Origin of the sequence: Metabacillus mesotrionivorans, assembly GCF_052171315.1 — a bacterium.
Classification (GTDB): domain Bacteria; phylum Bacillota; class Bacilli; order Bacillales; family Bacillaceae; genus Bacillus_P.
Genome location: NZ_JBQMFF010000001.1, coordinates 753,071 through 777,788, shown reverse-complemented (window position 1 = coordinate 777,788; position 24,718 = coordinate 753,071). Strand labels below are relative to the sequence as shown.

Below are 24,718 nucleotides of genomic sequence, written 5' to 3'. Positions count from 1 at the left end.
GTATACATTATCAAGTATGCCACTTTTCCAAAAACACAAACGGACAGACAGTGCAGGAACTAAGAAAAAAAAGACACGCAATGTGTCTTTTTAAGCTTCCAGAACCCGCTTTTCAAACCGGTCTATATCTGTATCTGCACCGATGACGATCAGAATATCGCCTTTTTGGATAATTTCATCTGCCTGGGGAGAAACAAAAATTTCTTTATCTCTTTTAATGGCAACAATGTTAATGCCGTATTTGGCACGAATATCAAGATCAATCAGCGTATTTCCATCGAGCTTGCTGTTTGCCACAATCTCAACGATGCTGTGTTCATCAGAAAGCTCAAGATAATCAAGCACATTGTTTGAAATAAGATTATGGGCAATCCGTCTTCCCATATCCCTCTCTGGATGGACTATCTGATCGGCGCCTATTTTGGAAAGCACCTTTTCGTGATAATCATTCTGGGCTTTGACTGTAATAAACTTCACTCCAAGCTCTTTAAGCATCAGCGTTGTAAGAATGCTCGACTGAATGTTATCCCCAATCGCAACAATGACATGATCAAAGTTACGGATTCCAAGACTTTTCAATACAGCTTCATCTGTTGTATCTCCTACTACGGCATGTGAAGCTATATTAGCATATTCGTTTACTTTATCTTCATCAAGGTCAATCGCCATTACTTCCATGCCCTCTTCGCTGAGCTCGCGGCAAATGCTCCCGCCAAAACGACCAAGGCCGATAACTGCAAAATCTTTTTTCATATGTATTTCCTCCAGCTATCATTCTTTAAACAAATGTTACCATTACTTTAAACCCAATGAACCAAAATGGCAAGCATCTGCCGCTTAATCAAGATGTCTTTTCCAAAAGTGGAATACTACATTTCAGGCAGCTCATCCATATAGCGTTTCATTCGCTTCACATACTCCGGACTCAGTCTGCCTTCAGCACCTTTTAAAATCTCTGACGAATAATGACCCGGTGGCCGAAACTCTTCTTTCTTGTCGATGACTGTAAAAGTCAGACACTGCTCGTATACCCGGCCATTCACCTCCACTTTTACAAATGCAGGCCGGTACATACCTGTTCCTACCCCTTCTCTCACATAAAGATACTCGACAGCTTCTTTTGGAACTCTGTACAGAATTCCTTCCGCTCCCCCGCGCTCCTCTACAAGATCAGCACGGCCGCCATCATGTACGGAAATCGTGAATTTCACCGTATACCGCTCTGTTTTCCCTGCCCCTATTACTTCAGCAAAGTGATGATCGACTCCTGCAAGTTTGAAGCGTTCTGTATCCATGCAGGATCCGTATGCGAAATACAGCGTCTCATCTGGTATTTCGGAAGCAAACAAATATTCTTTCCAGTCGCCGCTCTGAATCTGTTTCATACCGTTTGTTCTGCTTTCGTTCATCACATAGGTTAGAGCCTGGAATTCTGCAGTATCTGTCATAACAGTGATTTCTTTAAGGTCGAATAAGTTATCCTGATGGTTTTCAGCAATGTAGCCCTCTAGCCCATGAATCTGTTCGAGATGTTCTTTGTCCATTATATACAGCTCACCATATACGGCTCCGGATTCAGCTGTCATTGCGGGATATCCTTCCCCTGTGTCATAAAGTTTTCCTGACGTCCGCCCCTGTTCAGCTATACATGACGCCTCTTTCATATATGTAAAATTGCTTTCCCCTTTGCGGAGTGTTCCATAAACAAACAAGTGAACGTTCATGATGCTTCCTTGCTCCTTTCATGCTTGTCATTCTGCAAGACCAGCGGATGATTTACCCAAGTATACCATTTTTGCCGGTATATTCAGACTCAACCGGCAATTCAGCAGTGAATCCTTCTTTTTTCTGCAATGGCCTTTTTCAGTTTTTGCTGCATATAGCCGATTCCCCTGCACCCGCTTAAAGGAAAAACAGCTTCACCTTCAAACACCGCAGCTGCTATAGGTCTGAATTTTTTTCCGCCAAGGACTATTTGCCGCTCATACTGCAACAGATTTTTTTCTGCTGCCTGTTTCTTCAAGTCTTCCAGTTTTATAATCTCGTCTGATTTCATGCTGAAAGAAAGGTTATACGAACCGGGCACGGGGTCTTCCGGCAGCAGGAAACCATGTTTAGCCGAAAGAATCACCCATTGATCACTATAGAAAAGATCTGCATACTGTCTGCAAAGCAAATGAAACGTTCCAGTATAGGCGTATTTTGCTTCCACTTCGCCAATATGCGGCTCCTTATCCCATATTTTCCTGTTCCCGCACGGTATGATACAAAGCTCTTTCATCCCAATATCCATCCTCCTGGAAGTTTGTTCTTGTTCATTTCAGCGGTTCATGCATGCTAAACTCTAAGTAAAGAAACAAACAATATATAAAGCCAGTATACTTATAATCTATCTCAGAGAACATGTATGCTGATTTTCTGGAAAAAAACGCGTGGTCCTGCAGCTTTCGCTTCAGCACCACGGATAGTCCGTTCCAAATGCAGCTGCCATGCCAGCAGCTTCTTCTTTGCGTTTTTTTCTGATTGCTGCCCTCTTCAGCGCGGAATCATGCAGCATTTTCTCTGTTTCTGATTCAGGCACCACCTGCGGAACAGGAGTAGGCTTGTTATGTTTGTCTACGGCAACCATTGTTAAAAACGACATTGCACAAAGGTTTCTGTTGCCGTTCAGGAGATCTTCGGAAATGACTTTCACAAATACTTCCATTGACGTTCTTCCTGTAAACGTCACAAATGCTTCAAGACAGACTGAATTCCCTTCATAAATAGGATGAAGAAAATCAACAGAATCTGTGGATGCCGTGACCACCGGCGTCCTTGCATGCCTGATTGCTGCAATTGCTGCAACATCGTCAATATACGACATCAGCCTTCCACCGAATAACGTACCATAGTTATTTGTATCTGACGGAAGGACAATGCTCGTTTTCACAACAAAAGAGTGCCGGCAGAACTTTATTTCCACTTACATTCACTTCCTTTTTTCGGTCCTTTACTTTGTATGCCCATAAAAACCGAAAAAATTCATGAGGAAATAGTTGATCCTGCCCCCATAAATCGACACTCTTTGCAGAATACTTATGAAAGACTCGAAATCTATGAGGATTGGGTGAAGATAAATGTTTTCTACTTCTGAAATTGGAATTGATTTAGGCACAGCAAACATTCTTGTCTACAGCAAGGATAAAGGAATTGCTCTAAATGAACCGTCCGTAGTGGCGATTGATACTGTTACAAAAAATGTACTCGCCGTCGGCACGGAAGCAAAAAGCATGATCGGCAAAACGCCTGGTAAAATAGTGGCTGTACGCCCTCTTAAAGACGGTGTCATTGCCGATTATGATGTAACCACCGAAATGCTTAAGCAGATCATGAAAAAAGCGTCGAAGAAACTTGGATTTTCAATCAGAAAACCAACTGTTGTCGTGTGCACGCCTTCTGGCGCTACAAGCGTTGAGCGCCGCGCCATCCACGATGCTGTTAAGAATTCAGGCGCAAAAATTGTTCATTTAATTGAAGAGCCGGTTGCTGCTGCAATTGGCGCTGATCTGCCTGTTGATGAACCGATCGCAAATGTGATTGTTGATATCGGCGGCGGTACGACTGAAGTTGCCATTATTTCATTCGGCGGTGTCGTATCGTGCCACTCTATCAGAATCGGAGGCGATCAGCTTGATGAAGATATTATCGGCTACGTCCGCAAAAATTACAACCTGCTGATTGGCGAACGCACAGCAGAGAACATTAAAATGGAAATCGGCTATGCCCTGGTCAAACATGAAGAGCTTCATATGGATGTCAGAGGCCGTGATCTTGTGACAGGACTTCCAAAAACGATTACACTGTCATCTGCAGAAATGCAAAACGCGATGAGAGAATCCCTGCTTCACATTCTTGAAGCGATACGCGCTACTCTTGAAGACTGCCCGCCTGAGCTGAGCGGTGATATCGTAGACCGCGGTGTGATTCTGACAGGAGGAGGGGCTTTAATGAAAGGCATGCAGGAGTGGCTGAGCGAAGAGATTGTCGTTCCTGTTCACCTTGCACCAAACCCTCTGGAATCTGTGGCGATTGGAACAGGAAGATCTCTGCAGGTTATTCATAAACTTCAAAAAGTCTCTAAATAACCGGAAATGGACCGCTCCCTGAGCGGTTCTTTTTCTCGTTAAAAACAGAACATACGTTCCTTCTTTTTTATTTTATCAGCTAATACTATGAAATTCAACCTTAGCAAAATATTCTTTTTTTCTCCAAATTTTTGAAACTTTATCTCTTTCCTTTTCGTCTTATCTATTGTATGATTCACAATAAATGATAGATAACTGGGGGAGAACACCATTAAACGCTTTTTAATTGCTGTATGTATTGTTGCAGGTTTAAGCGGATGCGGATTGGGAGAAAAAGAGGTGCTGCTGACAGCTAAAAATGCCGTCAGCGCCAAAGCGGTCTCGGCAAAAGCTGCTGAAATCAGCCGGGAGTTTGCCTTAATCGATCCAAGAGACGGCAAAGCGGTCAAAACCATTGAAGCTGCTCCTCTGTCAGATAAAGCAGCCCACGCAGAAAATATGCAAAAGCTTGTGAAAGAGCTTGCCGGACAGTATGACAGGCCAATGACACCTTCAAAGATAAGAAACGGCAAGCTAGAACCTGGTCAAAGCAGAGTAATTCTGGATGAAAAAGCATTGCTCCAGCAGCTGATGTCGCTGCCTGCTTTTGACAGGGATATTATCCTTCCGATCACAGAAACATCACCAAACGTTACGGCAGAATCATTGACCGGTGCTTCTCAGAAAGTGATTGGAACCTACAGAACGACATTTAATGCTTCAGTAAAGGGCAGGAGCATGAATATCGCTTTGTCTGCAAATGCGATTGACCAGATTGTACTTGGTCCTGGAGACAGATTTTATTTCAATCAGACAGTTGGTGAACGGACTCCGGCACGCGGTTACCAAAAAGCGATGGAGATCGTCAACAAGGAATTTGTAGAAGGCATAGGCGGCGGAATTTGCCAGACTTCAAGCACCCTGTACAACGCAGTGGCACAGGCGGGACTTGAAATCATTGAGCTTCACCACCATTCCAAAGAAGTCGGCTATGTGCCGATCAATAAGGATGCTACGGTTTCATGGAACGGATATGATTTTAAGTTTATGAACAGCAAAGACCATCCTGTTATTATTAAAACAATGACAGATCTAACAAACGGCAGCCTTCAAGTTCAGATTATAGAAGCAGTAAAATAAAATAGGGAGCTGCATGGAAAAAAGCTGAGACGGAATTCCGTCTCAGCCTTTTTTGCGTTTCTCAAGAAGATTTTTCTCGCGGATAAGCCTTGCAAATTCATTGTCATATTCCTGAAATTCCGGATGATCCCTGTTTATAAGGCTGAGCTTGCCTATTACTGCTGTCAGACGGTTATTCACTTTCAGCAGTTCTTCCTCATCGTCATTAGGCACGGTATTTTCATTCTTTAATGCAGAATAATACTCACCAATTCTCATCTCGGCTCTTCTAATCCTCCCGTTCTCAAAAACCAGCAGTTTATCGCACAGTTTTTCAACAAGATATCTGTCGTGGGAGATGATGATGAGGGTTCCTTTAAACTGACTGAGCGTCTCCTCCAGCTGCTCCCTGCTTGGCAGATCGAGATGGTTCGTCGGTTCATCCAGAATCAGACAATCGTATTCGTTTAAGATGAGCCCGGCAAGTTTCACTCTGGTTCTCTCGCCAAGACTCAAGCAGCCAATCTTCTGCTCTATTTTGTCTTCTTTAAGCCCCATATTGGCAAGCAGTGTCCTTGCTTTAAGCGACTTATCCCTGTCGGCTGCCTGCATGGCTTCGAGAACACTTTCATCTGCATTTAAGTCACCCACATCCTGGCTCAGACAAGCGATTTTCAGTGTAGGGCTCCTCCATAATTCTCCGCCGGACAATCCTTCAATTCCTTGAAGCATCCTTATAAGAGTCGTCTTTCCTGCACCGTTTCTCCCGATGACTCCTATTCTTTCTCCATGTTTCATATAAAAATGGCTGCTGCTGATCAGAGTGCGGCCTGCAAATGATTTCTGAAGACCTTTCGCTTCAAAAATACGTTTTCCCCTCTTCCCTGCAGCATCAAATTCAAACTGTACAGCCGTATCCTCAAGAGGCTTTTCAATTTTATTTTTTTCAAGCTCTGCTTCAAGCCTTTTCATTTTAGAACGAACTTGCACATCCATCTTTTTTGCTTTTGCCCGGTGATACTCTTTAAAGCCCATTTGCCTGCGCTCAGACAGACTTCCCTGTTTTGTTGAATTCCGGTGTGCCTTTTCAGACCAGCTGCGCAGGTTCTCCATTTGTCCCTCAATTTTCGCTTTATGCCTCTGCTGCATTTCAAAATCATGCTTTTGTTCCTCAAGCTGCCGCTTTTTTTCCTGCCTGTAGGCAGTATAATTTCCTTTGTACTCCTTTAGCTTTTTGTTCTCAAGTTCAAAAATGTGTGAAACAGTCCGGTCCAGAAAATGCCGGTCATGGGAGATGATCAGTACTGCTCCCCTGAATGTTTGGAGCCAGTCTGCCAGCCATTCAATGCCATGATAATCCAGATGATTGGTCGGTTCATCCAGAATCAGCAGGTCGGGATTTGTTGAAATGACCTGAGCAAGAGCAAGCTTCAGCTTTTCTCCCCCGCTCAAGTGCAGAAGCCGATCTTCTTCCCAGTCAGCCACCTTTTCAAGTCCAAGCCGGCCTGCTGCTTCAAGCACCGTTTGATCCCCTTCACTGCTCAATGCGTCTTTAAAGTTCTGTACGGAATAATCTACCGACTGAAGAAGATAGCCAATTTTAAGGCCGGCTTTCCTTGTCAAGCTGCCTTTGTCAGGTTCCATTGTGCCAAACAGCAAATTCGCAAGTGTTGTCTTTCCCGTACCGTTATAGCCTGCCAGTCCGGCACGATCACCTTCTCTGATGTCAAAACTGACATCCTCAAAAACCAATTTATCTCCAAAATTCTTTGTCAGTCCATTTATTTTTACAATTGCTTTTTCGTTTCGACTATTTTTAGCCATAAAAAAACCTCCCAGTTTGCCCTAGAGAGGATTTTCAACCATATGAAAGAAACCGAAAGAACCTGGCATACAGATGCACAGAAAAATCCTTTCAATTCGGAAATGGTATGAAAAATGAGCGCACTCATCCTATTCTCTAGGTCCCGTTTTTTCTTTATTCAAAAAACGTTTAGAAAATAAGATTAGTTCCACATTGTTTCAAGCACCTTTTCCTTTCCAAAAATAGACTATACTTCAGTATATTCAGTATTCTGATTAGAAGTCAACAAAAAATGGCATTTTCAAAGCAGTTTTTCATACAGATCAGCGAGTATCAGATTTTCATCAGCGCACGGCATATGATCTTCTTTGCACCAGCAGGCGCTTAAAACGGCCCCGCAGTATCCCCACCGGATCATTTTATGGAGGTTAAGTCCAGTCTCTTTCTCAAATAAAGACAATCTGGTTTGAAGAGCATCGAATGGCTTTTGCTTACTAAAAAGATTGTTTCTGCAAAAACTGGTCACCTCAAACTCCTTCTCACCGATCACGCCTTTGGGGTCAATCGCTTTCCATTCCCCGTGATGGCTGATGATATTATTCTGATGCAGGTCTCCATGCAAGAGAGTGGGATGACTCATTTCAGACAGCAGCTCTTTTACGACCGCAGATGCCTTTTTGAGGTATCTTTCGGGAATATCTTCTGCACGGTCCAAACCTTTAAACCAGTCCGATAAATGAGGAAAATGCGTGCTGCCCCAGTCATCCGCACGAATTTTCCCTATAACAGCCGCTGCAGCAGCGACTGCATTTTCATCCTCCATGCTGTCTGAGAGGACCGTCCCCGGAACTGCCTTTTCAAGCAGCAAAAATCCTTCATCGGTATGATCCTCAAGCAGCTTGATCATTCCCGCGCCTTTTCCAAAAACAGCAAGGGCGTTTTTTTCGTTAATAAGCTCTTTATTAGCAGGCAATCCCGCTTTAATAACCGCTTCTACGCCGCCATTAAGCGTAACTTCAGCAACAAAATGAAAGGTCATTGGATAAAATCTTCCAATCCTGATGCCGTATTTCTGCTCCCACCCAGCCAGCCTGGCAGGAAGTTCCCGAAGCCAGACATCTCCATTCTCACCATGAACGCCGCGGATTGTCTGCTTGAACGTTTCAGGAAGCATCATGATCCTTCACTGAATGCCTGGTCGGCCAGAAGCTTATAGGTAATGTCATCTGCCGGGGGGTTATGAAGTCCGGCTCTTACATCCCTGTAATAACGTTCAATTGGATGAGAACGGAATATACTTTGTCCGCCGACAATTCTCATTGCAAGATCAACGACTTCTACGGCCGTGTTTGTTGCAACCGTTTTGGAAGCCGCCAGTTCTGCTGAAAGTGTGTGACGCGTATCAGGACTCTCATCCCACTTTTCTGCCGTGCCGTACAAAAGGTGCCTTGCCGTCATAAGCTTTAAATCCATTTCTGCTGTCTTTCTTCTGACTTCAGGAAGCTCAGAAATCGGATGGTCCAAACTGTTTGGCTGATGTTTCTTCGCAAACTCCACGGCGAAATTTCTTGCGGCAATCGCGATTCCAAGATAACAGGCCGGAATGTGAAGGAGCCAGCCCTGCGGCATCGGTTTTTTGGCAGGTTTTGAACGGTAAGAAGCAAGCGCCTGATTTTCGAGCACGACATCATCCAGAATGAGATCATCGCTCCTGGTCCCTCTCATGCCAAGCGTATCCCACGTCTCCATAATGGAAAGTCCTTTTGATTTCTTCGGAATAATAAATTCTCCCACTTCACCGGATTCTTCTATTGTTGCTGTAATTAAAAAATAATCAAGGGCAGGGGCAAGCGATGTAAAGATCTTCTTCCCGTTGATGACCCACTTATCCCCCCTGCGGACAGCCGTTGTTTCCGGTTTTCCCCCTCTTGCAGGACTGCCGCTGTTCGGCTCGGAAGCAGCGCTGTTGATGATTTTGTCGAACTGTATGATTTCTCGGGAAATCTGAGCGTACAATTCTTCAGGCCATCTATTGGTTTCTCTTATATTCATTAAAATGCCGAGATGCCAGCCAAGCGAAAGCGCTGTCGGTCCGTCTCCCTGCGCCAGGGTTTCCTGAACCATGACAAAGTCATAAAGTGACAGTCCGGATCCTCCGTATGCATCCGGAATGGACAATGTCAAAAAACCGGCTTTTTTCAAGTCATCAAAGTTTTCAAATGGAAAGAGCGCATGGCGGTCATAATATTCCGCACGCTCAGAAAAGGTTTCAGCAAGCTTCTCCGCCTTTGCGGCAAGCTGTTTTTGTTTATCGGTCTTGATAAAAGATGAATTCTGCATACACTCACCCGCTTTCTGACTATATTTTATCTCTTTCAAACATGGTTGAAAAGAATTCCGGTCTGAGCAGCTTCAGAAAATAGAATACTCAGTCTTTTTTATTTCCTAAAACCGCCAGTTCTGATAAAATAGAACCAATCTTAAATATAAGGAGCTAAACAAATGACTTCTTTTCAAACAAACTTAGAAAAGTATGCCGAGCTTGCTGTTAAAGTCGGCGTAAATATTCAAAAAGGACAGACGCTTGTCATTAACGCTTCGCTTGATGCAGCGGAATTCGTCCGCCTTGTCGTCAGAAAAGCATATGAGACAGGAGCAAAGCACGTTCAGGTTGACTGGGCGGACGATGAAGTGACGCGCGCCCGTTTTGAGCTTGCTCCGATGGAAGCGTTCAGTGAATTTCCTGAGTGGCGCGCGAAAGGGCTTGAAGCACTGGCTGAAGGCGGAGCTGCTTTCATGTCCATCGTTTCATCATCACCGGATTTGCTGAAAGGCATTGATTCAAAACGCATCGCGGCCAATTCAAAAGCTGCAGGAACGGCGCTTTCAACCTACAAAAATTACATACAGGCAGACAAAGTCAGCTGGTCTGTCATTGCTGTTCCTTCTGAAAAGTGGGCTGCAAAAGTGTTTCCTGATGCAGAAGACCAGGCTGTAGATCTGCTGTGGGATGCTATTTTTAAAGCAACACGCACTGACCTTGAAGATCCTGTTTCGGCATGGAAAGAACATGACCAGTCACTGAACAGCAAAGTCGAGTATTTAAACGGCAAGAAATATAAAAAGCTTCACTACCGTGCAAAAGGAACCGATTTAACGATTGAGCTTCCCGAAAAACATCTGTGGATCGGCGCAGGCAGCACAAATGAACAAGGTCATGACTTTATGGCCAATATGCCGACAGAGGAAGTCTTTACTGTCCCTGCAAAAGAAGGTGTAAACGGCACAGTAGCCAGCACAAAGCCGTTAAGCTATGGCGGGAATCTGATCGACAACTTCTCCATCACGTTTGAAAACGGGAGAATCACAGATGTGAAAGCAGAAGAGGGCGAAGAGATTTTGAAGGAGCTTGTCGCTACTGATGAGGGATCTCACTACCTTGGCGAAGTTGCTCTCGTACCTCATGACTCCCCGATCTCCATGTCAAATGTTCTTTTCTATAATACGCTGTTTGATGAAAACGCGTCGAACCATCTGGCAATCGGCAATGCATATGCATTCTGCATTGAAGGCGGAAAGAAAATGTCCCGCGAAGAGCTTGAGAAAAACGGCGTCAATTCAAGCATCACTCATGTTGACTTTATGATTGGCTCTGAAGAAATGGATATTGACGGCATTCTTGAAGACGGCACAAGCGAACCGATTTTCAGAAAAGGAACATGGGCTATTTAATTTAAGCGGCTTTTCCCAAACCTGCATGATATTCGTGCAGGTTTTTCTATTGGAATTGACGCTGCATACAGCCTTCATGTACGATAGAAAAATAGCTTATAGAACGGAGCGTACATGATATGAAATCAGTAGAAGTCTACATTCTGTCCGGATTTTTAGGGGCAGGGAAAACCACTCTATTAAAAAATATCCTAAAACAGGAACAAGAAAACGGAAGAAAAATTGCCGTCGTGATGAACGAGCTCGGTAAAATATCCATAGATTCGGATGCTGTTTCTGATGATATTCCGCTGAAAGAACTGCTCAACGGGTGTGTCTGCTGCACGATGCAGGGACAGCTCGAAGCACAGCTTCAAGGCATGCTTTCGCAGTATGAGCTTGATGCCATCTATATTGAAACAACAGGTGCAGCACATCCAATTGAAGTCCTTGACGCCTGTTTGTCTCCTGTTTTTGCAGACAAACTTGCGATTGGAGCCATTGTCACCCTTGTCGACGGCCCACGCTATCACGACCGTACCGGTCTCAGCATTCAGCTTCAGAAACTGCTTCAGGAGCAGATTCATCATGCAGATGTTGTGCTTCTTAATAAAATCGATGCCTTATCAGACTCTGAGCAGGCGTCCCTTGTAATGGATATTCAGAACATAGCTCCTGCATCCAAGGTACTGCTTACCCAGTTTGCATCCGTCCGCCTGAGTGATTTTCAGCAGGTGTCACGCATGAAGAGACGTGAGCACGAGCAGACACATGTCGAGCATCATCTGCATTTAAAAACGTATGTTCATACCTTTACAGGTCCAATTGATTTTGACTCATTTGAGAACTTCCTGCGAACGATGCCTGATACGATCTACCGGGTAAAAGGCTATGTTGCTTTTACCCGCTCGGCGGAAACGTATCTTTTTCAGTATTCCTACGGGATGCCGCTTTATATGAAAGAACCTGTTAAAATGAAAAAAACCCTTGTCTTTATTGGAGAAAACCTGGATCATGACTGGCTGAAGCAAGAGCTTACCAGTCTGCAGCACTGAAAAACCTTCCTGCACACCTGCTGCAGGAAGGTTTTTTAACGTCTATACTGAGCTGCACAGTCTTCAGTATTTCATACTTGTGCAAAGTCTCTTTATACCTCTTTTTTACGAGTGCCCAAATGCTGTGTGATACGGTCCAAAATAATGGCAAGGATAACGATTGATATTCCTGCTTCGAATCCTCTTCCTACTTCAATACGTGTGACCGCCCGGTAAACGTCGACTCCAAGTCCCGGTGCACCGACCAGAGAAGCGATGACCACCATGGACAGCGCAAGCATAATGCTCTGGTTGACACCTGCCATAATGGTTTTTGTAGCAAGCGGCAGTTCTACCTTCATCAATTTCTGAGCGGTAGTCGATCCGAAAGCGTTCGCCGCTTCAACGAGGTCCTCCGGAACCTGTCTGATTCCAAGGTTAGTAAGCCTGATGGTAGGCGGCATGGCAAAAATGACAGAAGCAATAATGCCAGGCACAACGCCGATTCCAAAAAAGAGAATGGCTGGAATTAAGTAAACAAAAGCGGGCATAGTCTGCATCAGGTCAAGTATTGGCGTTAAAATCTTTGAAAAGGCATCGTTTTGTGAAGCGATGATACCAAGAGGCACTCCAATAATAACGGATATGATTACAGAAGTAAGGACCAGTGAGAGTGTGTCTATCATTTGCTCCCAGTATCCAAGATTCAAAATAAACAGAAGCCCTGCCAGTGACAGTAAAGGAAGGGACCAGCTTCTGCTGACAAACCAGGCTATCGCTGCGACAATCAATATCAGCAGCAGTGCAGGTATGGCCATCAGACCGTAAACAATGAAATCTGTAAATCCTTCAATGCCATTTGAAAGCCATCCGAAGAACTCTTCAAAGCTTTCATTTAAATAGGTAACAAATCCATCAACCCATTTTCCAACAGGTATTTTGGGGATATTATTCATGCGGCTGCACCTCCTTTGATTCTGTTCCCGCCAGTGCCTGAATGACTTTCTCGCGTTTTATTACACCTTTGATTCTTCTGTTTTCATCTACTACCGGCAGAGGGTACTTGCTCGCAGCCATCTTTTCATATAGATCCTCAAGCACTGTGTCAAGCTCCACATAAGGCATTTCTCTTTTCACATATGTTTCAGTCGGCACGTTTTCTTTAATCGCTTTTACCGCATCGTCAGCTGTGATCAGGCCAATCAGTGTCTGCTTTTTATCTACGGCATACACACTCGAATAGCCTGCATCTCGCATAAGCGTCAGTGCTACACGAGGTCCTCTGTCGATCTGGATGGTTTCCGCCCGGTTCATGATGGATCCTGCCGTTATGACCTTGGACAGATTCACATCTTCTACGAACCGCTCAACATATTCATCAGCCGGATGAGTCATAATTTCCTCAGGAGTCCCTATCTGGACGATTGATCCGTCCTTCATCAGAGCAATCCTGTCCCCAATGCGAAGGGCTTCATCAAGATCATGGGTAATAAAGATAATTGTTTTCTCCATTTTTTCCTGAAGCTCAAGCAGTTCATCCTGCATATCTTTTCTAATCAGCGGATCAAGTGCGCTGAAGGCTTCATCCATTAAAAGAACATCCGGTGCGTTTGCCAGTGCACGGGCAAGACCCACCCGCTGCTGCATGCCCCCGCTCAGTTCACCCGGATAGCTGTCTGCGTACCCTTTTAATCCTACGAGCTCAAGAGATTCTCTGGCCCGCTGATAACGCTCTTTTTTCTTCCAGCCCTGAATTTCAAGACCATACTCAACGTTTTCAACGACCGTTCGGTGGGGAAATAAAGCAAATCGCTGAAAAACCATGCTCATTTTCTTTCTCCGAATTTCTCTGAGAGCATCTCCCTTCAGCTTCATAATGTCCTCATCATCTATAAAAATATGGCCGGATGTAGGATCAATAAGCTTATTCAGCAGCCTGACCAACGTTGATTTCCCGCTGCCTGACAGACCCATAATGACGAAGATCTCTCCCGAATAGACCTCAAAGCTCGCCCGGTTAACACCAACGGTCATTCCGGTTTCTTTAAGAATATCCGCCTTTGAGCTCCCTTTTTTAAGCATAGCAACTGCTTTTTGCGGGTTCTTTCCGAATACTTTTGTGACTTCATCAACTTTCAACTTCACCTTTTTCATCAAAACACCTCTCGCTAGCGACTTCTTTGTATCAGTTTTCACTTCATAAAAATGAAATATGTAAGTTTTCCGTTCTAATTGGCAGAATAAAGAAAGACGGATGTTTGGGACCTAATAGATAGTACCCGATCCTAAGAAAAACAAAACAATTTTATGTTTCTAGAAAAGTTTTTAAGGGAATATAACGTGATATACATATATCCTTTGGAGGTTCAATACGTGAAAAAATATTTTTATGCACTATCTTCAATTATTCTTTTATCAGCATTACTTGCATCCTGTGCCCCGGCAAATTCAGACAAGAAGATAAAAATCGGCATGGTGAACTGGATTGATAACATTTCTACTGCTTACTTGTGGAAAATCATCCTGGAAGAGAAAGGCTATGATACAGAAATTATCGAACTTGAAAAAATTGCTCTATGGACCGGTATATCCAGAGGGGACATTGATGTCACCGGACAAGTATGGCTCCCTCTTACAGACAAGCCCCTGTACGATAAGTTTAAAGAAGATGTGGAAATCGGGGAACCTTGGTTCGAGGGTACAAAAATGGGGATTGCTGTACCGGCATATGTAAAAGATATTAACAGCATCGAAGATCTGAATTCAAAAAAAGGGCAGGTAAACGGGGAAATCATCGGAATCGACCCGGGATCAAGCTTGATGCAGCTGACATCGAAAGCCAAAAAAGCGTACGGGCTTGAACTTGAACTTGTCGAGTCTTCGGAAGCTGCCATGCTGACTGAATTTAAAAAAGCGTATGAAAAGAAACAGCCAATTGCAGTCACTCTCTGGAATCCTCATTGGGTTTTTGCAGATTATGAAATAAAGTATCTGAAGGATTCTAAAAACGTATTTGGTGCGCCTGATAAAATACATTCTATGTCACGAACAGGATTCGAAAAGGACCATCCTGAAATCGGCAAATGGATGTCTGAATGGGAAATGAATGATGAACAGCTGAATTCGCTCATTAAAGAAGTACAGGAAGAATCACTGACTCAGGAACCTGATGCCTATGAAAAAGGGGCAAAAAAATGGATCGAAAAAAACAGGGAACTTGTTGACAGCTGGACCGAAGAGTAACGGCCCGCTAGATTACTTCAAGCTTAAAATAAGAAGCAAAAACAAAGGACCGCCAAATGAATTGGCGGTCCTTTGTTTTAAATTAAGCGTACAACCCCTGTACTTGCTTTTGAACATCTTCATTTTCAAGGTACTCATCATACGTCATTTGCTTGTCGACAACGCCGTTTGGAGTCACCTCAATGATGCGGTTGGCAATCGTCTGTACAAACTGATGGTCATGTGACGTAAAGATCATAGCGCCTTTGAAAGCAATAAGACCGTTGTTCAGTGCTGTAATTGACTCAAGGTCCAAGTGGTTCGTCGGTTCGTCAAGAAGCAGAATGTTTGAGCTGCTGAGCATCATTTTTGAAAGCATGCAGCGTACTTTTTCTCCTCCGGACAGAACGCTTGCTTTTTTAAGCACTTCTTCACCTGAGAACAGCATTCTGCCAAGGAAACCGCGAAGGAAGCTCTCGCTTTGGTCATTCGGCGAATACTGGCGGAGCCAGTCAACAAGGTTCATGTCGACACCTTCAAAGAACTCGCTGTTGTCTTTCGGGAAATAGGCCTGGGAAGTTGTAATTCCCCATTTGAACGTTCCGCTGTCAGGCTCCATTTCACCCATCAGAATTTTGAAGAGCGTTGTAATCGCAATTTCGTCGCGGCCGACTAAGGCAATTTTGTCCTCTTTGTTCATGATAAAGCTGACATTATCAAGCACTTTCACGCCGTCAATCGTTTTAGAAATGCCGTCTACGCGGAGAACATCATTCCCGATTTCGCGCTCAGGTGAAAATCCGACATACGGATAGCGTCTGGAAGAAGGCCTGATGTCATCAAGCGATATTTTATCAAGCAGTTTCTTTCTTGAAGTGGCCTGCTTGGATTTTGATGCATTCGCACTGAAGCGTGCAATGAACGCCTGAAGCTCTTTGATTTTTTCTTCTTTTTTCTTGTTCGCATCCGAAGCCATTCGGGATGCAAGCTGGCTTGATTCGTACCAGAAGTCGTAGTTTCCGACATAAAGCTGGATTTTACCGTAGTCAAGGTCAGCGATATGAGTACATACTTTGTTCAGGAAATGACGGTCATGGGATACAACGATGACGGTATTCTCAAAGTTGATCAGGAATTCTTCAAGCCATTGAATCGCCTTGATGTCAAGGTGGTTGGTAGGCTCATCCAGAAGAAGAACATCCGGTTTGCCGAACAGAGCCTGTGCAAGAAGAACCTTCACTTTGTCTCCGCCCGTAAGATCTGCCATTTTCTTCGCATGAAGATCTTCAGTGATGCCAAGTCCTTTTAAAAGAATGGCAGCCTCACTTTCTGCTTCCCATCCGTTAAGCTCTGCAAATTCACCTTCAAGCTCAGCCGCACGCATGCCGTCTTCATCTGAGAAATCAGCTTTCATATAGATTGCATCCTTCTCCTGCATGACTTCATACAGACGTGCATGGCCCATAATAACGACCTGCATCACTTCAATTTCCTCGTACTCGAAGTGGTTCTGTTTCAGGACAGCAAGACGCTCTCCAGGTCCCATGCTTACATTGCCGGACTGTGCTTCAATTTCTCCAGAGAGAATTTTAATAAATGTTGATTTGCCTGCACCGTTTGCCCCGATTAATCCGTAGCAGTTTCCCGGTGTGAATTTTATATTAACATCTTCAAAAAGTTTGCGGTCACCATAGCGCAATCCTACATTGCTTACTGTTATCATTAAAGTTAAGCCTCCATCTATACAATATCTACAAAATTATAACACGAACCGGAAGAAAAAAATATGCATACAGGAACTGATTTCAATGTTCACAGTCCTGACATGTTGAATCTCCGGTTTTTATGGTAGGATTATGTTCAGTACATCACGGAGGTATCTGCTATGAAATTACTGACTTTAATGGAATATTCTCTGTATATCTTCTTTACGGGGCTCTTTCTCGCTTATACAGGATTTAAAACAAGCAATATGACCTTTTTCATTGGTCTTGTGATTATATATCTGCTTGTGCATTACTTCAGCAAAAAGATTCTCACCCGGCTTGGAAAAATAGATGAAAGAGTTTCGTTTCCAAAAACAATCCTTGGGATAATTGGTTCTGTCTTTATCACCATGCTGATCTTAACCCTCATCTATACGTAAAAAAAATCAGACACCTGTCTGATTTTTTACGTTCCGGATTCTTTTTTAAATCTCTCCTCAATCTCCTCCATGCGCCTGCGGTTAACACCGAAGTCATAATAGCCGGTTCGGGAAGCCGATCTAAAATGAATTTTTTTTGCTTTGTCATTCATTTCAAATTCCACATCATCTTTAAATTTCATTTTATCCGACGTAAATACCGCATGAAGACGGGTACCGCTCTGCTCGGCAATTTCAGCGCCCTTCATGGAATAAAGAACATTGCGCAGGTGATTCATTGCTTCAGATGCACTGCATGAATACGTGATGGGATTCATGCTCCGCCCGCCTTTTTCATTTGCCGTTGACACACAATTTTTTGTAAGCTTTGAACATGCTTTTATTGTCATTATTCATCCCGCCTTTTCCTTCTTTTTCCCAATCTGAGAAAAAAGAAAACACAGAATCAGTCACCCATATCAGCCGGGGGTGCCGGATCGTTCCTGTTCATACGTTTTTTTACAGCAAGCCATATGGCAAAGCCGGCAAGGAAGAGCACGGCAAGTACAGGCAAATTTCCTGCTGTAAAGACGATGATGGCTGAACCTGCTGACAAAAGGGTATTTAAGCTTTCCATGAACTTCTGTTTTGTTTTCTGCCATGTATTCAGGTTTTCATTCTCAAGGCCGGGAACATTGATTTTATTTTCTGATAGATGTATGGAAACAGTGGCGAAAGATGTTTGATTGTTTAAGTAATTGATTCTTCCTGTAAGCTGTTCAATTTCTTCCTGAACAGCACTTAAATCATTTGAAATTTTCAAAAGGTCCTCCGTTTTTTGAGCTTCTTTCATAAAGCTCAGGAGCCTCTCCTCAACAGTCTTTTTTGATTTAAGCCTTGATTCTAAATCCACATATTCCTCCGTTACATCCTGTCCTGAAACTGTTTGGTTTTCAACCTTGATGCTTCCCTTTTCAACCGTATTCAGGAATGACTGAAAGGCTTCCTGAGGGACTTTTACGGTCAGCGTCCCTTCCTGGGGCTGGTCTTCTTCCCCTGAATATGTATTTGATTCCATGATATATCCGCCTAGTGAAGCAAGTGTTTTCTGTATGGATAACACAGCTTCCTGATAGCTTTTCACCCTCACGGACATGTCAGCCGTGTAGATCACTTTGCGGTCTTGCGGAATAGGTGCTGCTGTTTTGCTGTCATTTTGCATCGTCGTTTCTTCAGGAGCCGGTTTTTCGGATTTCTCCGCAAAGTCAGCATTGGACATTTCTTCTGATGAACTTCCTGAGCTGTCCATTTTTGAATTCTCTGAACTGCTGCAGGCTGAGACGATCAGGATTAAAATAATCATGAATAAAGATACCGCGAATTTTCTCATGTATTGACACTCCCCTTTTTCTTTACACGATTAGACGAGAGTGTTTTCCATTTCGTTACATTCTTTCTATTATTTTGTTGACCTTATTTTTTCAAAGGGATAAAAAATGAATGCTGCTTTTCCCTCGATGCGGCTGATTTTAATGCTGCCGAGTCCATTTCGTGAATCCATGCTGTTCGCGCGGTTATCACCCATGACAAACACCTCGTCTTTTGGAACTTTGACTGGCGGAAAGTCTTCCATAATGTATGTGCCAAGTTCCGCTGCCTTCTGTTCGTTCGATTTGATATACGGTTCATGTGACGGCAGTCCATTTACACGCACTTTATGGTCTCTTACTTCTACTTTGTCCCCCGGTAATCCAATTACCCGCTTGACATAATGAATCCCTTTCTCTTGTCCGCTGATAATCACAATATCACCATGCCTTATGCCACCGAAAACAAACAGGGCTTTGTTTACAAACAGTCTCTCTCCGTCATGAAGCGTCGGATCCATCGAGGACCCCTCCACCATGTAGGGTTCAAATAAGAACAGTCTGATTAAAAGAGCCAGTCCTGCAGCAAAGAGAACTGCCTTTCCCCATTCAATAAAAGAATGCCGCTTCATTCTACTAATCAACCTCCTCTGCAGTCCTTCCATACATCCTATTTGTGAAATTCCAAAAATCAGGCGTTTGTAATTAAGTTTGCCGAAAACAAGTAAAATTCCTCTAAAGTAAAAAAATTCCTCTCCCCCAAAAATTGAAGGACGAAATAGACAGCCATCTGAATACACTTTAGGGACAAGGATGGAAAGGCAGTTGAACAAATTGGATATGATTTTGTTTATTATAAAACCGCTTGTGCTTGGGATCAGTCTTGCTGCTCCGGTCGGCCCGATAAAGCTCGAGATGATCAGAAGGGGGATTAGAGGAGGGTTTTGGCCTTCCATGTTCGTCGGACTCGGTGCAGTCACGATCGATATGGTCCTTATGTTTCTTATATTTCTCGGACTTGCCGTTTATCTTACTCATTCGTTCTTTTCATATGTTCTTTGCGCTGCCGGTTTTTTATTGCTGGCGAGGCTTGGCATAAAAAGCATGAAGAGCGCGCTGTCTGATGAAAACATGCTGGACCGCGCAAGTGAAACTCCTGCTGAAAAGAGTTCCTACTGGACAGGGTTTTTCATTGCTCTTGCCAATCCGTTTATCTTTATTTTCTGGCTTGGTGTTTACGGTTCAAGTTTAACAACTCTTGGCCCTGGACATTCTTTCATGTACCTTTTCCTCTTCAGCATGCTGATTATTGCAGGAATAATATTATGGAACATCAATGTTGCGATGACGGTTCATTTTCTAAGAAATTATTTGAAAGATTGGATTCTTAAAGCTGTATCGTTTGCTGCCGGAGCTTATCTCCTTGGGTACAGTTTTTATTTGCTTTCACATTTGTTCACGCTGCTTATTTAAACAAAAAAGAGGATTACCCGCTGGGCAATTCCTCTTTTTTGTTCATCATTTCAAATGGAAGCGTCACAAGATACCCTGCATAGAACAGCACTTCCTTTGAGTAAACGGGAAGTTTCGTTTCCCATGTTCTGTATGCGGATGTGGTGGTTGGAGATGAGTAAACGTTCATCCCGATTTTTTCTGCCAGCAGCACCGATCGCTTCATATGGTAAGGGTCACTCACAATGGTATATGATTCAATGCCTGCTTTTTTCCCTTTTTCATAGGCAAATTTCAAATTGTCTTCTGTCAGTCTGGAACTTGTCTCAACTAAAATATCTGATTCGCGGACACCATGATCGACTGCATAGTTTTTACCGACTACAGATTCAGGCAGATCGGTCTGAATCGCTTTTCCGCCTGTAAAAATAATTTTCTCCACCTTTTTTTCCTTGTACAGTTTAATGGCATGATTGATGCGTTCTTTGAAAACAGGAGACGGATCTTCTCCCCAGGCGGCTGCTCCAAGAACTACCGCTGCATCTGTTTTAACTGAATCATGTTTGTTTCCATAGAACCATATGCTTGCTGAAGCATAAAGGAACAATCCGATAACCGCTATCATTGTCAGTTTTATAAGCGTTCCTGCAAGTTTCATCTTACATCATTCCAATCTCGTGGCACATAAAATCTCTATTCCCTTTGTATCATCATCACAACCGCGTAGCAAGGGTTTTTTGGGATTTTCCTGTTTATGGATTTTTAAAGGTTGGTATTTTTTGCGTTAGTGATACCGTTCCCTTTCGCTACAGTCACTATCTTTCCGCGGGGAGGGATGGGAGCCTCCTCGGCCAGCCTGCGGGGTCTCCCATTCCCTCTTCATTCCGCAGGAATCAAGTGCCTTCCGCTGCAGTCCACTAGCAGTCATTCGGACAAGTACTCAAAATAAAAACACACCGATTGCTGAAGCTCGTCGGTGTGTCTAAAAACTTTTTCAGTACCTGAACCAAATCCGTCCAGAAAAATTGTTTATTCATAACGCAGGGAATCGATAGGATCAAGGCGGGCTGCTTTGTTTGCCGGCAGCATGCCGAAAATGATGCCGATGACCATTGAGAATGCGAGGCCTCCTAAAATGACTTGCCAGGAAACCAGTGACGGCCAGCCTGCAAAGACGGAAACAAGGGAAGCTCCTCCTGCACCGAGCAGAATTCCAATGATGCCTCCGATAAGAGTAAGTGTGATGGATTCAATAAGAAACTGGGTCAGTATTTGGCGCTTTGTCGCTCCAAGCGCTTTTCTTATGCCGATTTCCCGGGTTCTTTCTGTGACTGAAACGAGCATAATGTTCATGACGCCAATTCCGCCGACAAAGAGAGAAATACCTGCAATCGAACCGATGATCAATGTCATGATCCTTGTTACCTGACCAATTCCTTCAGCGATTTCCTCCATATTAAACACCTGGTAGGACTCTTCTGTGTCATGCTTTTTGTTCAGCATGGCCGTCGCTTTTTTTCCTGCTTCCTGCAGGCTTTCTGCATCTTTTGCCTGCAATGTCACCTGATTGAAATCCGATTTTCCGAACGATGCACGGTAAGTGTTTGAGGGAAGGTAGATTTCCAGTGAGCCGAAGGAGAAGAGGCCCTCCGGTTTTTCGAGCACCCCGACAATTTCAAATGGCTGCCCGTTGACCCAGACAATTTGGCCGACAGGGTCTGTATCTTTAAAAAGCTCTTTTTTTGTCTCCTGACTGATAATACCGGCTCTGTTTCCTCCGATAAAATCGGCTTCCATCAGATTTCTTCCAGATTCAATTTTCAGCTCGTTCACTTCTATGTATGCCTGATTGATGCTGTAAATGGACGTGTCCGCCACTTCCTCTTTATGGCGCACCTGCATAAACTCAGAGCTTGAAGCCACAACCTTTTCAACCTCCGGAATTCCTGACAGATCGTTAATATCGGACTGGTCGAAAGCAGACTTCATGTATGCATTGGGGTCTGACTGCAGTTCTTCCTCACTTGGCTGGTAAAAAACTTCAACTGTATTGCTCGAACCTGTGAACTGCGATTTAAGCATCTGTTCACCGCCCTGGCCGATTGCCACAACAAGAATGACTGAGGCAACGCCAATGATGATACCGAGCATTGTTAAGATGGATCTGAGTTTATGTGCAAGGACAGAGGAGAACGCCATTCTGATGTTTTCAATAAAGCTCATGCGTTTCTCCTTTCTGCACCCTCTGAGGTGATTACTCCGTCTCTGACCATAATAATTCTCTTCGTATAGTCGGCTACTTCCTGTTCATGGGTGACGATAATAACGGTTGTTCCTTCCAAATTAAGAGCAGAAAATTGCTCCATGATTGATACACTTGTTTTCGTGTCCAGAGCGCCTGTCGGCTCGTCGGCAAGAATCAGTCGGGGCTGGTTGACGATGGCCCGGGCAATGGCAACTCGCTGCTTTTGTCCTCCGGAGAGTTCATTCGGCAGGTGATTGATCCGCTCAGCAAGACCGACCTTTTCAAGTGCAAGCCTTGCTCTTTCCTCCCGCTCTTTCTTTTTAATGCCCGCATAAACCATAGGCAGTTCAACGTTTTTAATCGCTGTCAGTCTCGGAAGAAGCTGAAACTGCTGAAATACAAAGCCGATGGAGAGATTCCGGACGCCTGCAAGCTCTGTATCCTGATACCCTGCTACATCGGTTCCATCAAGGTAGTAATGTCCGGCGGACGGACGGTCAAGGCAGCCGATAATATTCATCAATGTGGATTTGCCGGAACCGGAAGGCCCCATGATCGAGATGAATTCTCCCTCTTCAATGTCAAGATCAATATTCTTCAGCACATCAAAGGAATCTTTTCCGACCTTATAGCTCTTTGTGATGCCGGAAAGCCTGATCATTTGACCGTCACTTCCGTCCCGCTCAGAAGATCGTCCTGTGGTTTTGCCACCACTTGATCTTTGTCTGTCAGCCCTTCTTTAATTTCCATATAATCAGAGGAAGCTGTTCCGATCTCAACTGTTTTCTTCTTTGTTTTGCCGTCTTCAACTGTATAGACGTAATAGTCTTCTCCGTCCTGTTTGACCGCATCAGAAGGCACTGTCTGCACATTCCGCTTTTCCGTTTCAATTTCCATAATCAGCTTAAAGCCGGGTTTAGCTTTCATATCACTACCTTCAATGATAACTTCAACCGGATATTGAACAGCGGTGTTCTCTGTGCCCATGGTGCCTGCAGAAACTTCCGGCAATAGTCCGATTTCACCGACCTTCCCCTTCCATTCCGCATCTGTCACGACATCAGAACGCAGTGTTACAGGCTGGTCTTTGGCAACTTTAAGAGAATCATATTCTGACAGAACTCCGCTCACAATATAGGAATCTGTTTTTGCAATATGTATAACCGCTTTCAGCGTGCCGTCTGCAGACTGTGCATACTGATCTTCAACGGCAATAACGGTGCCTGCCATCTCGCTTTTTACTTCTAGATTGTTCAGCTGCTTTTCAAGTGTTTCTTTCTGCAGATTCAGCTGGCGCAATTCGATGTCTGCCATCTTCAGCTCCATCTTAAGCTGATCACGCTCTGGTTCAACGGTTTTTTCTGCTTCTTTTTTACCTGCCTGCTTTGCTAATTCTTTTTCTTTTTCATCAAGATCATCAAGCTGATCTTTCAGCTGGCTGATCTTTAGATAGCTTGATTCAATAGAAAGCATGTTTTGTTCTTTTTCAAGTGCAGCCTGTTCATTTTCATACCGGAGAAGAGGCGTACCCTCTTTAACGGCATCCCCTTGTTTGACAAGAATTTCGGCAATTCCGCCTTTTTCCGGCTCCTGATAAATATATTGTTCGCTTTGGAACTTAAGGGTGCCGGGAACCATTACCTTTGAAACGATTTCCCGGTCTGATAGATTCACTGTGCTGACTTTAACCTCTTCTGTATTCATGGCACGGTATACATTCACACCTGCAAGTAATACGATAATGGCAGCAACTCCGATGGATATCCAGATTTTTTTCTTCATGCTGCCGGTACAAGTCCTTGCAGCACTCCGCCGGCTACAGCAAGAACAGCTCCAAGTGCAAAGAAGATAAGGGCGATTGTCCATGAAGCTGCTTTAGATAGACCTGCCACTTTCTGAAGACCCAGCGCCGTCAGAACAACACCCCAGATTGTGAAAACTTCAACCGTCATTAAAAGACCGCCAAGGCCGCCCTCAGCGCCGACAATGCTGTTCACACTAGTATAAGGATTCACATAATTTTCATCTTTAATGAAGAAAGCAATAAGTCCATTTAAAAGAGTGCCGATTGACGTAACAAAAGAAATATAGATTGTCATAGAAAGAATTTGTTTGAACTTTACAGCCGAACCGGTCATTTTCACGATAGCTAAAGTGATAGCAGCCATAATAATAAGAACAACAATGCTTCCGATTGCTCCTACAGCCATGCCGACAATAGTCATTACAGTAGTGAACATGGCCGCTTCTTCTGATGACATTCCGATATCAGACGGCATATCCTCAGTTAGCGCCGGCGTATGAAAAACGGTAAGCACCGTCCCGATTAAAATCATGAGTGTAACAAGCAGAAAACCCGCAAGCACTTTAGGGTTTTGGCGGATGCGGTCAAATTGCTCACCCGGGTTCATAATCATACCGAATAATGATGGTTTATTCGGCGGCGGTGTGTTTCCTTCCAAAACAGGATTCGTTTGATGTTCCATATCCATATACCTCCACTTTTTATGTATTCTGTAAGTAATACGTCCAG

The 24,718-nt window shown here is 43.9% G+C and carries 25 protein-coding genes; 7 read left to right on the top strand and 18 right to left on the bottom strand.

Annotated elements, in window-relative coordinates:
* Nucleotides 1-90: 90 nt before the first annotated feature.
* From ACTSEZ_RS03910 to ACTSEZ_RS03895, 4 genes are all read right to left on the bottom strand, one after another.
* Nucleotides 91-753 carry a potassium channel family protein gene (locus ACTSEZ_RS03910; protein ID WP_369732889.1) on the bottom strand — a complete coding sequence of 221 codons (663 nt, stop codon included), beginning with the start codon at nt 751-753 and terminating at the stop codon, nt 91-93.
* Nucleotides 754-869: 116 nt separating this feature from the next.
* Nucleotides 870-1,724: a gamma-glutamylcyclotransferase family protein gene (locus ACTSEZ_RS03905; RefSeq protein WP_369732888.1), complete on the bottom strand. Its 855-nt coding sequence runs from the start codon at nt 1,722-1,724 to the stop codon at nt 870-872.
* Between the two features lie 101 nt (nt 1,725-1,825).
* Entirely contained in the window at nt 1,826-2,281 is a 456-nt protein-coding gene (locus ACTSEZ_RS03900) for a DUF6884 domain-containing protein (protein ID WP_369732887.1), read from the bottom strand.
* Between the two features lie 171 nt (nt 2,282-2,452).
* The gene (locus ACTSEZ_RS03895; RefSeq protein ID WP_369732886.1) at nt 2,453-2,965 is read right to left on the bottom strand and encodes an acyl-CoA thioesterase; all 513 of its coding nucleotides are present in this window, start codon (nt 2,963-2,965) and stop codon (nt 2,453-2,455) included.
* Between the two features lie 154 nt (nt 2,966-3,119).
* Here ACTSEZ_RS03895 and mreBH point away from each other — a divergent pair, with 154 nt between their 5' ends.
* The gene (gene mreBH, locus ACTSEZ_RS03890; protein WP_029285227.1) at nt 3,120-4,127 is read left to right on the top strand and encodes a rod-share determining protein MreBH; all 1,008 of its coding nucleotides are present in this window, start codon (nt 3,120-3,122) and stop codon (nt 4,125-4,127) included.
* Nucleotides 4,128-4,391: 264 nt separating this feature from the next.
* A complete protein-coding gene (locus ACTSEZ_RS03885; RefSeq protein WP_369732885.1) occupies nt 4,392-5,246 on the top strand; it encodes a VanW family protein in 855 nt (284 codons plus the stop codon).
* Nucleotides 5,247-5,288: 42 nt separating this feature from the next.
* Here ACTSEZ_RS03885 and abc-f read toward each other — a convergent pair whose 3' ends face one another.
* The 3 genes from abc-f to ACTSEZ_RS03870 all read right to left on the bottom strand — a co-directional run bounded on the left by abc-f (nt 5,289) and on the right by ACTSEZ_RS03870 (nt 9,369).
* Complete coding sequence (gene abc-f / locus ACTSEZ_RS03880; RefSeq protein WP_369732884.1) at nt 5,289-7,049, bottom strand: ribosomal protection-like ABC-F family protein; 1,761 nt, start codon at nt 7,047-7,049, stop codon at nt 5,289-5,291.
* Between the two features lie 281 nt (nt 7,050-7,330).
* Nucleotides 7,331-8,206, bottom strand: coding sequence for an aminoglycoside phosphotransferase family protein (locus tag ACTSEZ_RS03875; protein ID WP_369732883.1), 876 nt, complete (start codon nt 8,204-8,206; stop codon nt 7,331-7,333).
* Nucleotides 8,203-9,369 carry an acyl-CoA dehydrogenase family protein gene (locus ACTSEZ_RS03870; RefSeq protein WP_029285234.1) on the bottom strand — a complete coding sequence of 389 codons (1,167 nt, stop codon included), beginning with the start codon at nt 9,367-9,369 and terminating at the stop codon, nt 8,203-8,205. Before ACTSEZ_RS03870 ends, ACTSEZ_RS03875 begins: the two co-directional genes overlap by 4 nt.
* A gap of 162 nt (nt 9,370-9,531) precedes the next feature.
* Here ACTSEZ_RS03870 and ACTSEZ_RS03865 point away from each other — a divergent pair, with 162 nt between their 5' ends.
* Nucleotides 9,532-10,761, top strand: a complete 1,230-nt coding sequence (locus ACTSEZ_RS03865) for an aminopeptidase (RefSeq protein WP_369732882.1) — start codon at nt 9,532-9,534, stop codon at nt 10,759-10,761.
* A 119-nt stretch (nt 10,762-10,880) separates the two neighbouring features.
* The gene (locus ACTSEZ_RS03860; RefSeq protein ID WP_029565528.1) at nt 10,881-11,795 is read left to right on the top strand and encodes a CobW family GTP-binding protein; all 915 of its coding nucleotides are present in this window, start codon (nt 10,881-10,883) and stop codon (nt 11,793-11,795) included.
* A gap of 92 nt (nt 11,796-11,887) precedes the next feature.
* On the opposite strand, the gene ACTSEZ_RS03855 is transcribed toward ACTSEZ_RS03860, so the two are convergent.
* Nucleotides 11,888-12,730 (bottom strand): ABC transporter permease, encoded by an 843-nt coding sequence (locus tag ACTSEZ_RS03855; RefSeq protein WP_369732881.1) that lies wholly within the window; start codon nt 12,728-12,730, stop codon nt 11,888-11,890.
* On the bottom strand, nt 12,723-13,928 hold the full coding sequence (locus tag ACTSEZ_RS03850) for a quaternary amine ABC transporter ATP-binding protein (protein ID WP_369732880.1): 1,206 nt from the start codon (nt 13,926-13,928) through the stop codon (nt 12,723-12,725). The genes ACTSEZ_RS03855 and ACTSEZ_RS03850 overlap by 8 nt, the downstream gene beginning before the upstream one ends.
* Before the next feature lie 219 nt (nt 13,929-14,147).
* Between ACTSEZ_RS03850 and ACTSEZ_RS03845 the strand changes: the two genes are divergently transcribed.
* Entirely contained in the window at nt 14,148-15,017 is an 870-nt protein-coding gene (locus ACTSEZ_RS03845) for a glycine betaine ABC transporter substrate-binding protein (protein ID WP_369732879.1), read from the top strand.
* Nucleotides 15,018-15,099: 82 nt separating this feature from the next.
* Here ACTSEZ_RS03845 and ACTSEZ_RS03840 read toward each other — a convergent pair whose 3' ends face one another.
* Nucleotides 15,100-16,719 (bottom strand): ABC-F family ATP-binding cassette domain-containing protein, encoded by a 1,620-nt coding sequence (locus tag ACTSEZ_RS03840; protein ID WP_029565524.1) that lies wholly within the window; start codon nt 16,717-16,719, stop codon nt 15,100-15,102.
* 162 nt (nt 16,720-16,881) lie between these two features.
* Here ACTSEZ_RS03840 and ACTSEZ_RS03835 point away from each other — a divergent pair, with 162 nt between their 5' ends.
* Nucleotides 16,882-17,142, top strand: coding sequence for a hypothetical protein (locus ACTSEZ_RS03835; protein WP_369732878.1), 261 nt, complete (start codon nt 16,882-16,884; stop codon nt 17,140-17,142).
* Between the two features lie 26 nt (nt 17,143-17,168).
* On the opposite strand, the gene ACTSEZ_RS03830 is transcribed toward ACTSEZ_RS03835, so the two are convergent.
* The 3 genes from ACTSEZ_RS03830 to lepB all read right to left on the bottom strand — a co-directional run bounded on the left by ACTSEZ_RS03830 (nt 17,169) and on the right by lepB (nt 19,153).
* Nucleotides 17,169-17,531: a DUF1499 domain-containing protein gene (locus ACTSEZ_RS03830; protein ID WP_369732877.1), complete on the bottom strand. Its 363-nt coding sequence runs from the start codon at nt 17,529-17,531 to the stop codon at nt 17,169-17,171.
* A gap of 56 nt (nt 17,532-17,587) precedes the next feature.
* A complete protein-coding gene (locus ACTSEZ_RS03825) occupies nt 17,588-18,511 on the bottom strand; it encodes a DUF4349 domain-containing protein (protein ID WP_369732876.1) in 924 nt (307 codons plus the stop codon).
* A gap of 69 nt (nt 18,512-18,580) precedes the next feature.
* Nucleotides 18,581-19,153 (bottom strand): signal peptidase I, encoded by a 573-nt coding sequence (gene lepB, locus ACTSEZ_RS03820; protein ID WP_369732875.1) that lies wholly within the window; start codon nt 19,151-19,153, stop codon nt 18,581-18,583.
* Nucleotides 19,154-19,313: 160 nt separating this feature from the next.
* On the opposite strand from lepB, the gene ACTSEZ_RS03815 reads away from it, so the two are divergent.
* Complete coding sequence (locus tag ACTSEZ_RS03815) at nt 19,314-19,961, top strand: LysE family transporter (protein WP_369732874.1); 648 nt, start codon at nt 19,314-19,316, stop codon at nt 19,959-19,961.
* 13 nt (nt 19,962-19,974) lie between these two features.
* On the opposite strand, the gene ACTSEZ_RS03810 is transcribed toward ACTSEZ_RS03815, so the two are convergent.
* The 5 genes from ACTSEZ_RS03810 to yknW all read right to left on the bottom strand — a co-directional run bounded on the left by ACTSEZ_RS03810 (nt 19,975) and on the right by yknW (nt 24,671).
* Entirely contained in the window at nt 19,975-20,598 is a 624-nt protein-coding gene (locus ACTSEZ_RS03810; protein ID WP_369732873.1) for a YdcF family protein, read from the bottom strand.
* Between the two features lie 371 nt (nt 20,599-20,969).
* Entirely contained in the window at nt 20,970-22,163 is a 1,194-nt protein-coding gene (locus tag ACTSEZ_RS03805) for an ABC transporter permease (RefSeq protein WP_369732872.1), read from the bottom strand.
* Nucleotides 22,160-22,846 (bottom strand): ABC transporter ATP-binding protein, encoded by a 687-nt coding sequence (locus ACTSEZ_RS03800; RefSeq protein WP_369732871.1) that lies wholly within the window; start codon nt 22,844-22,846, stop codon nt 22,160-22,162. The genes ACTSEZ_RS03805 and ACTSEZ_RS03800 overlap by 4 nt, the downstream gene beginning before the upstream one ends.
* On the bottom strand, nt 22,843-23,967 hold the full coding sequence (locus ACTSEZ_RS03795) for an efflux RND transporter periplasmic adaptor subunit (RefSeq protein ID WP_369732870.1): 1,125 nt from the start codon (nt 23,965-23,967) through the stop codon (nt 22,843-22,845). The genes ACTSEZ_RS03800 and ACTSEZ_RS03795 overlap by 4 nt, the downstream gene beginning before the upstream one ends.
* Nucleotides 23,964-24,671, bottom strand: a complete 708-nt coding sequence (gene yknW, locus ACTSEZ_RS03790) for a YknW family membrane protein (protein ID WP_369732869.1) — start codon at nt 24,669-24,671, stop codon at nt 23,964-23,966. The genes ACTSEZ_RS03795 and yknW overlap by 4 nt, the downstream gene beginning before the upstream one ends.
* Nucleotides 24,672-24,718 lie beyond the last annotated feature (47 nt).

Coding starts and splice junctions, on each gene's coding strand:
- ACTSEZ_RS03910 (WP_369732889.1), bottom strand. CDS start 753: ATGAAAAAAGATTTTGCAGTTATCGGCCTTGGTCGTTTTGGCGGGAGC.
- ACTSEZ_RS03905 (WP_369732888.1), bottom strand. CDS start 1,724: ATGAACGTTCACTTGTTTGTTTATGGAACACTCCGCAAAGGGGAAAGC.
- ACTSEZ_RS03900 (WP_369732887.1), bottom strand. CDS start 2,281: ATGAAAGAGCTTTGTATCATACCGTGCGGGAACAGGAAAATATGGGAT.
- mreBH (WP_029285227.1), top strand. CDS start 3,120: ATGTTTTCTACTTCTGAAATTGGAATTGATTTAGGCACAGCAAACATT.
- abc-f (WP_369732884.1), bottom strand. CDS start 7,049: ATGGCTAAAAATAGTCGAAACGAAAAAGCAATTGTAAAAATAAATGGA.
- ACTSEZ_RS03875 (WP_369732883.1), bottom strand. CDS start 8,206: ATGATGCTTCCTGAAACGTTCAAGCAGACAATCCGCGGCGTTCATGGT.
- ACTSEZ_RS03870 (WP_029285234.1), bottom strand. CDS start 9,369: ATGCAGAATTCATCTTTTATCAAGACCGATAAACAAAAACAGCTTGCC.
- ACTSEZ_RS03865 (WP_369732882.1), top strand. CDS start 9,532: ATGACTTCTTTTCAAACAAACTTAGAAAAGTATGCCGAGCTTGCTGTT.
- ACTSEZ_RS03860 (WP_029565528.1), top strand. CDS start 10,881: ATGAAATCAGTAGAAGTCTACATTCTGTCCGGATTTTTAGGGGCAGGG.
- ACTSEZ_RS03855 (WP_369732881.1), bottom strand. CDS start 12,730: ATGAATAATATCCCCAAAATACCTGTTGGAAAATGGGTTGATGGATTT.
- ACTSEZ_RS03850 (WP_369732880.1), bottom strand. CDS start 13,928: ATGAAAAAGGTGAAGTTGAAAGTTGATGAAGTCACAAAAGTATTCGGA.
- ACTSEZ_RS03840 (WP_029565524.1), bottom strand. CDS start 16,719: ATGATAACAGTAAGCAATGTAGGATTGCGCTATGGTGACCGCAAACTT.
- ACTSEZ_RS03835 (WP_369732878.1), top strand. CDS start 16,882: ATGAAATTACTGACTTTAATGGAATATTCTCTGTATATCTTCTTTACG.
- ACTSEZ_RS03830 (WP_369732877.1), bottom strand. CDS start 17,531: ATGACAATAAAAGCATGTTCAAAGCTTACAAAAAATTGTGTGTCAACG.
- ACTSEZ_RS03825 (WP_369732876.1), bottom strand. CDS start 18,511: ATGAGAAAATTCGCGGTATCTTTATTCATGATTATTTTAATCCTGATC.
- lepB (WP_369732875.1), bottom strand. CDS start 19,153: ATGGAAGGACTGCAGAGGAGGTTGATTAGTAGAATGAAGCGGCATTCT.
- ACTSEZ_RS03810 (WP_369732873.1), bottom strand. CDS start 20,598: ATGAAACTTGCAGGAACGCTTATAAAACTGACAATGATAGCGGTTATC.
- ACTSEZ_RS03805 (WP_369732872.1), bottom strand. CDS start 22,163: ATGAGCTTTATTGAAAACATCAGAATGGCGTTCTCCTCTGTCCTTGCA.
- ACTSEZ_RS03800 (WP_369732871.1), bottom strand. CDS start 22,846: ATGATCAGGCTTTCCGGCATCACAAAGAGCTATAAGGTCGGAAAAGAT.
- ACTSEZ_RS03795 (WP_369732870.1), bottom strand. CDS start 23,967: ATGAAGAAAAAAATCTGGATATCCATCGGAGTTGCTGCCATTATCGTA.
- yknW (WP_369732869.1), bottom strand. CDS start 24,671: ATGGAACATCAAACGAATCCTGTTTTGGAAGGAAACACACCGCCGCCG.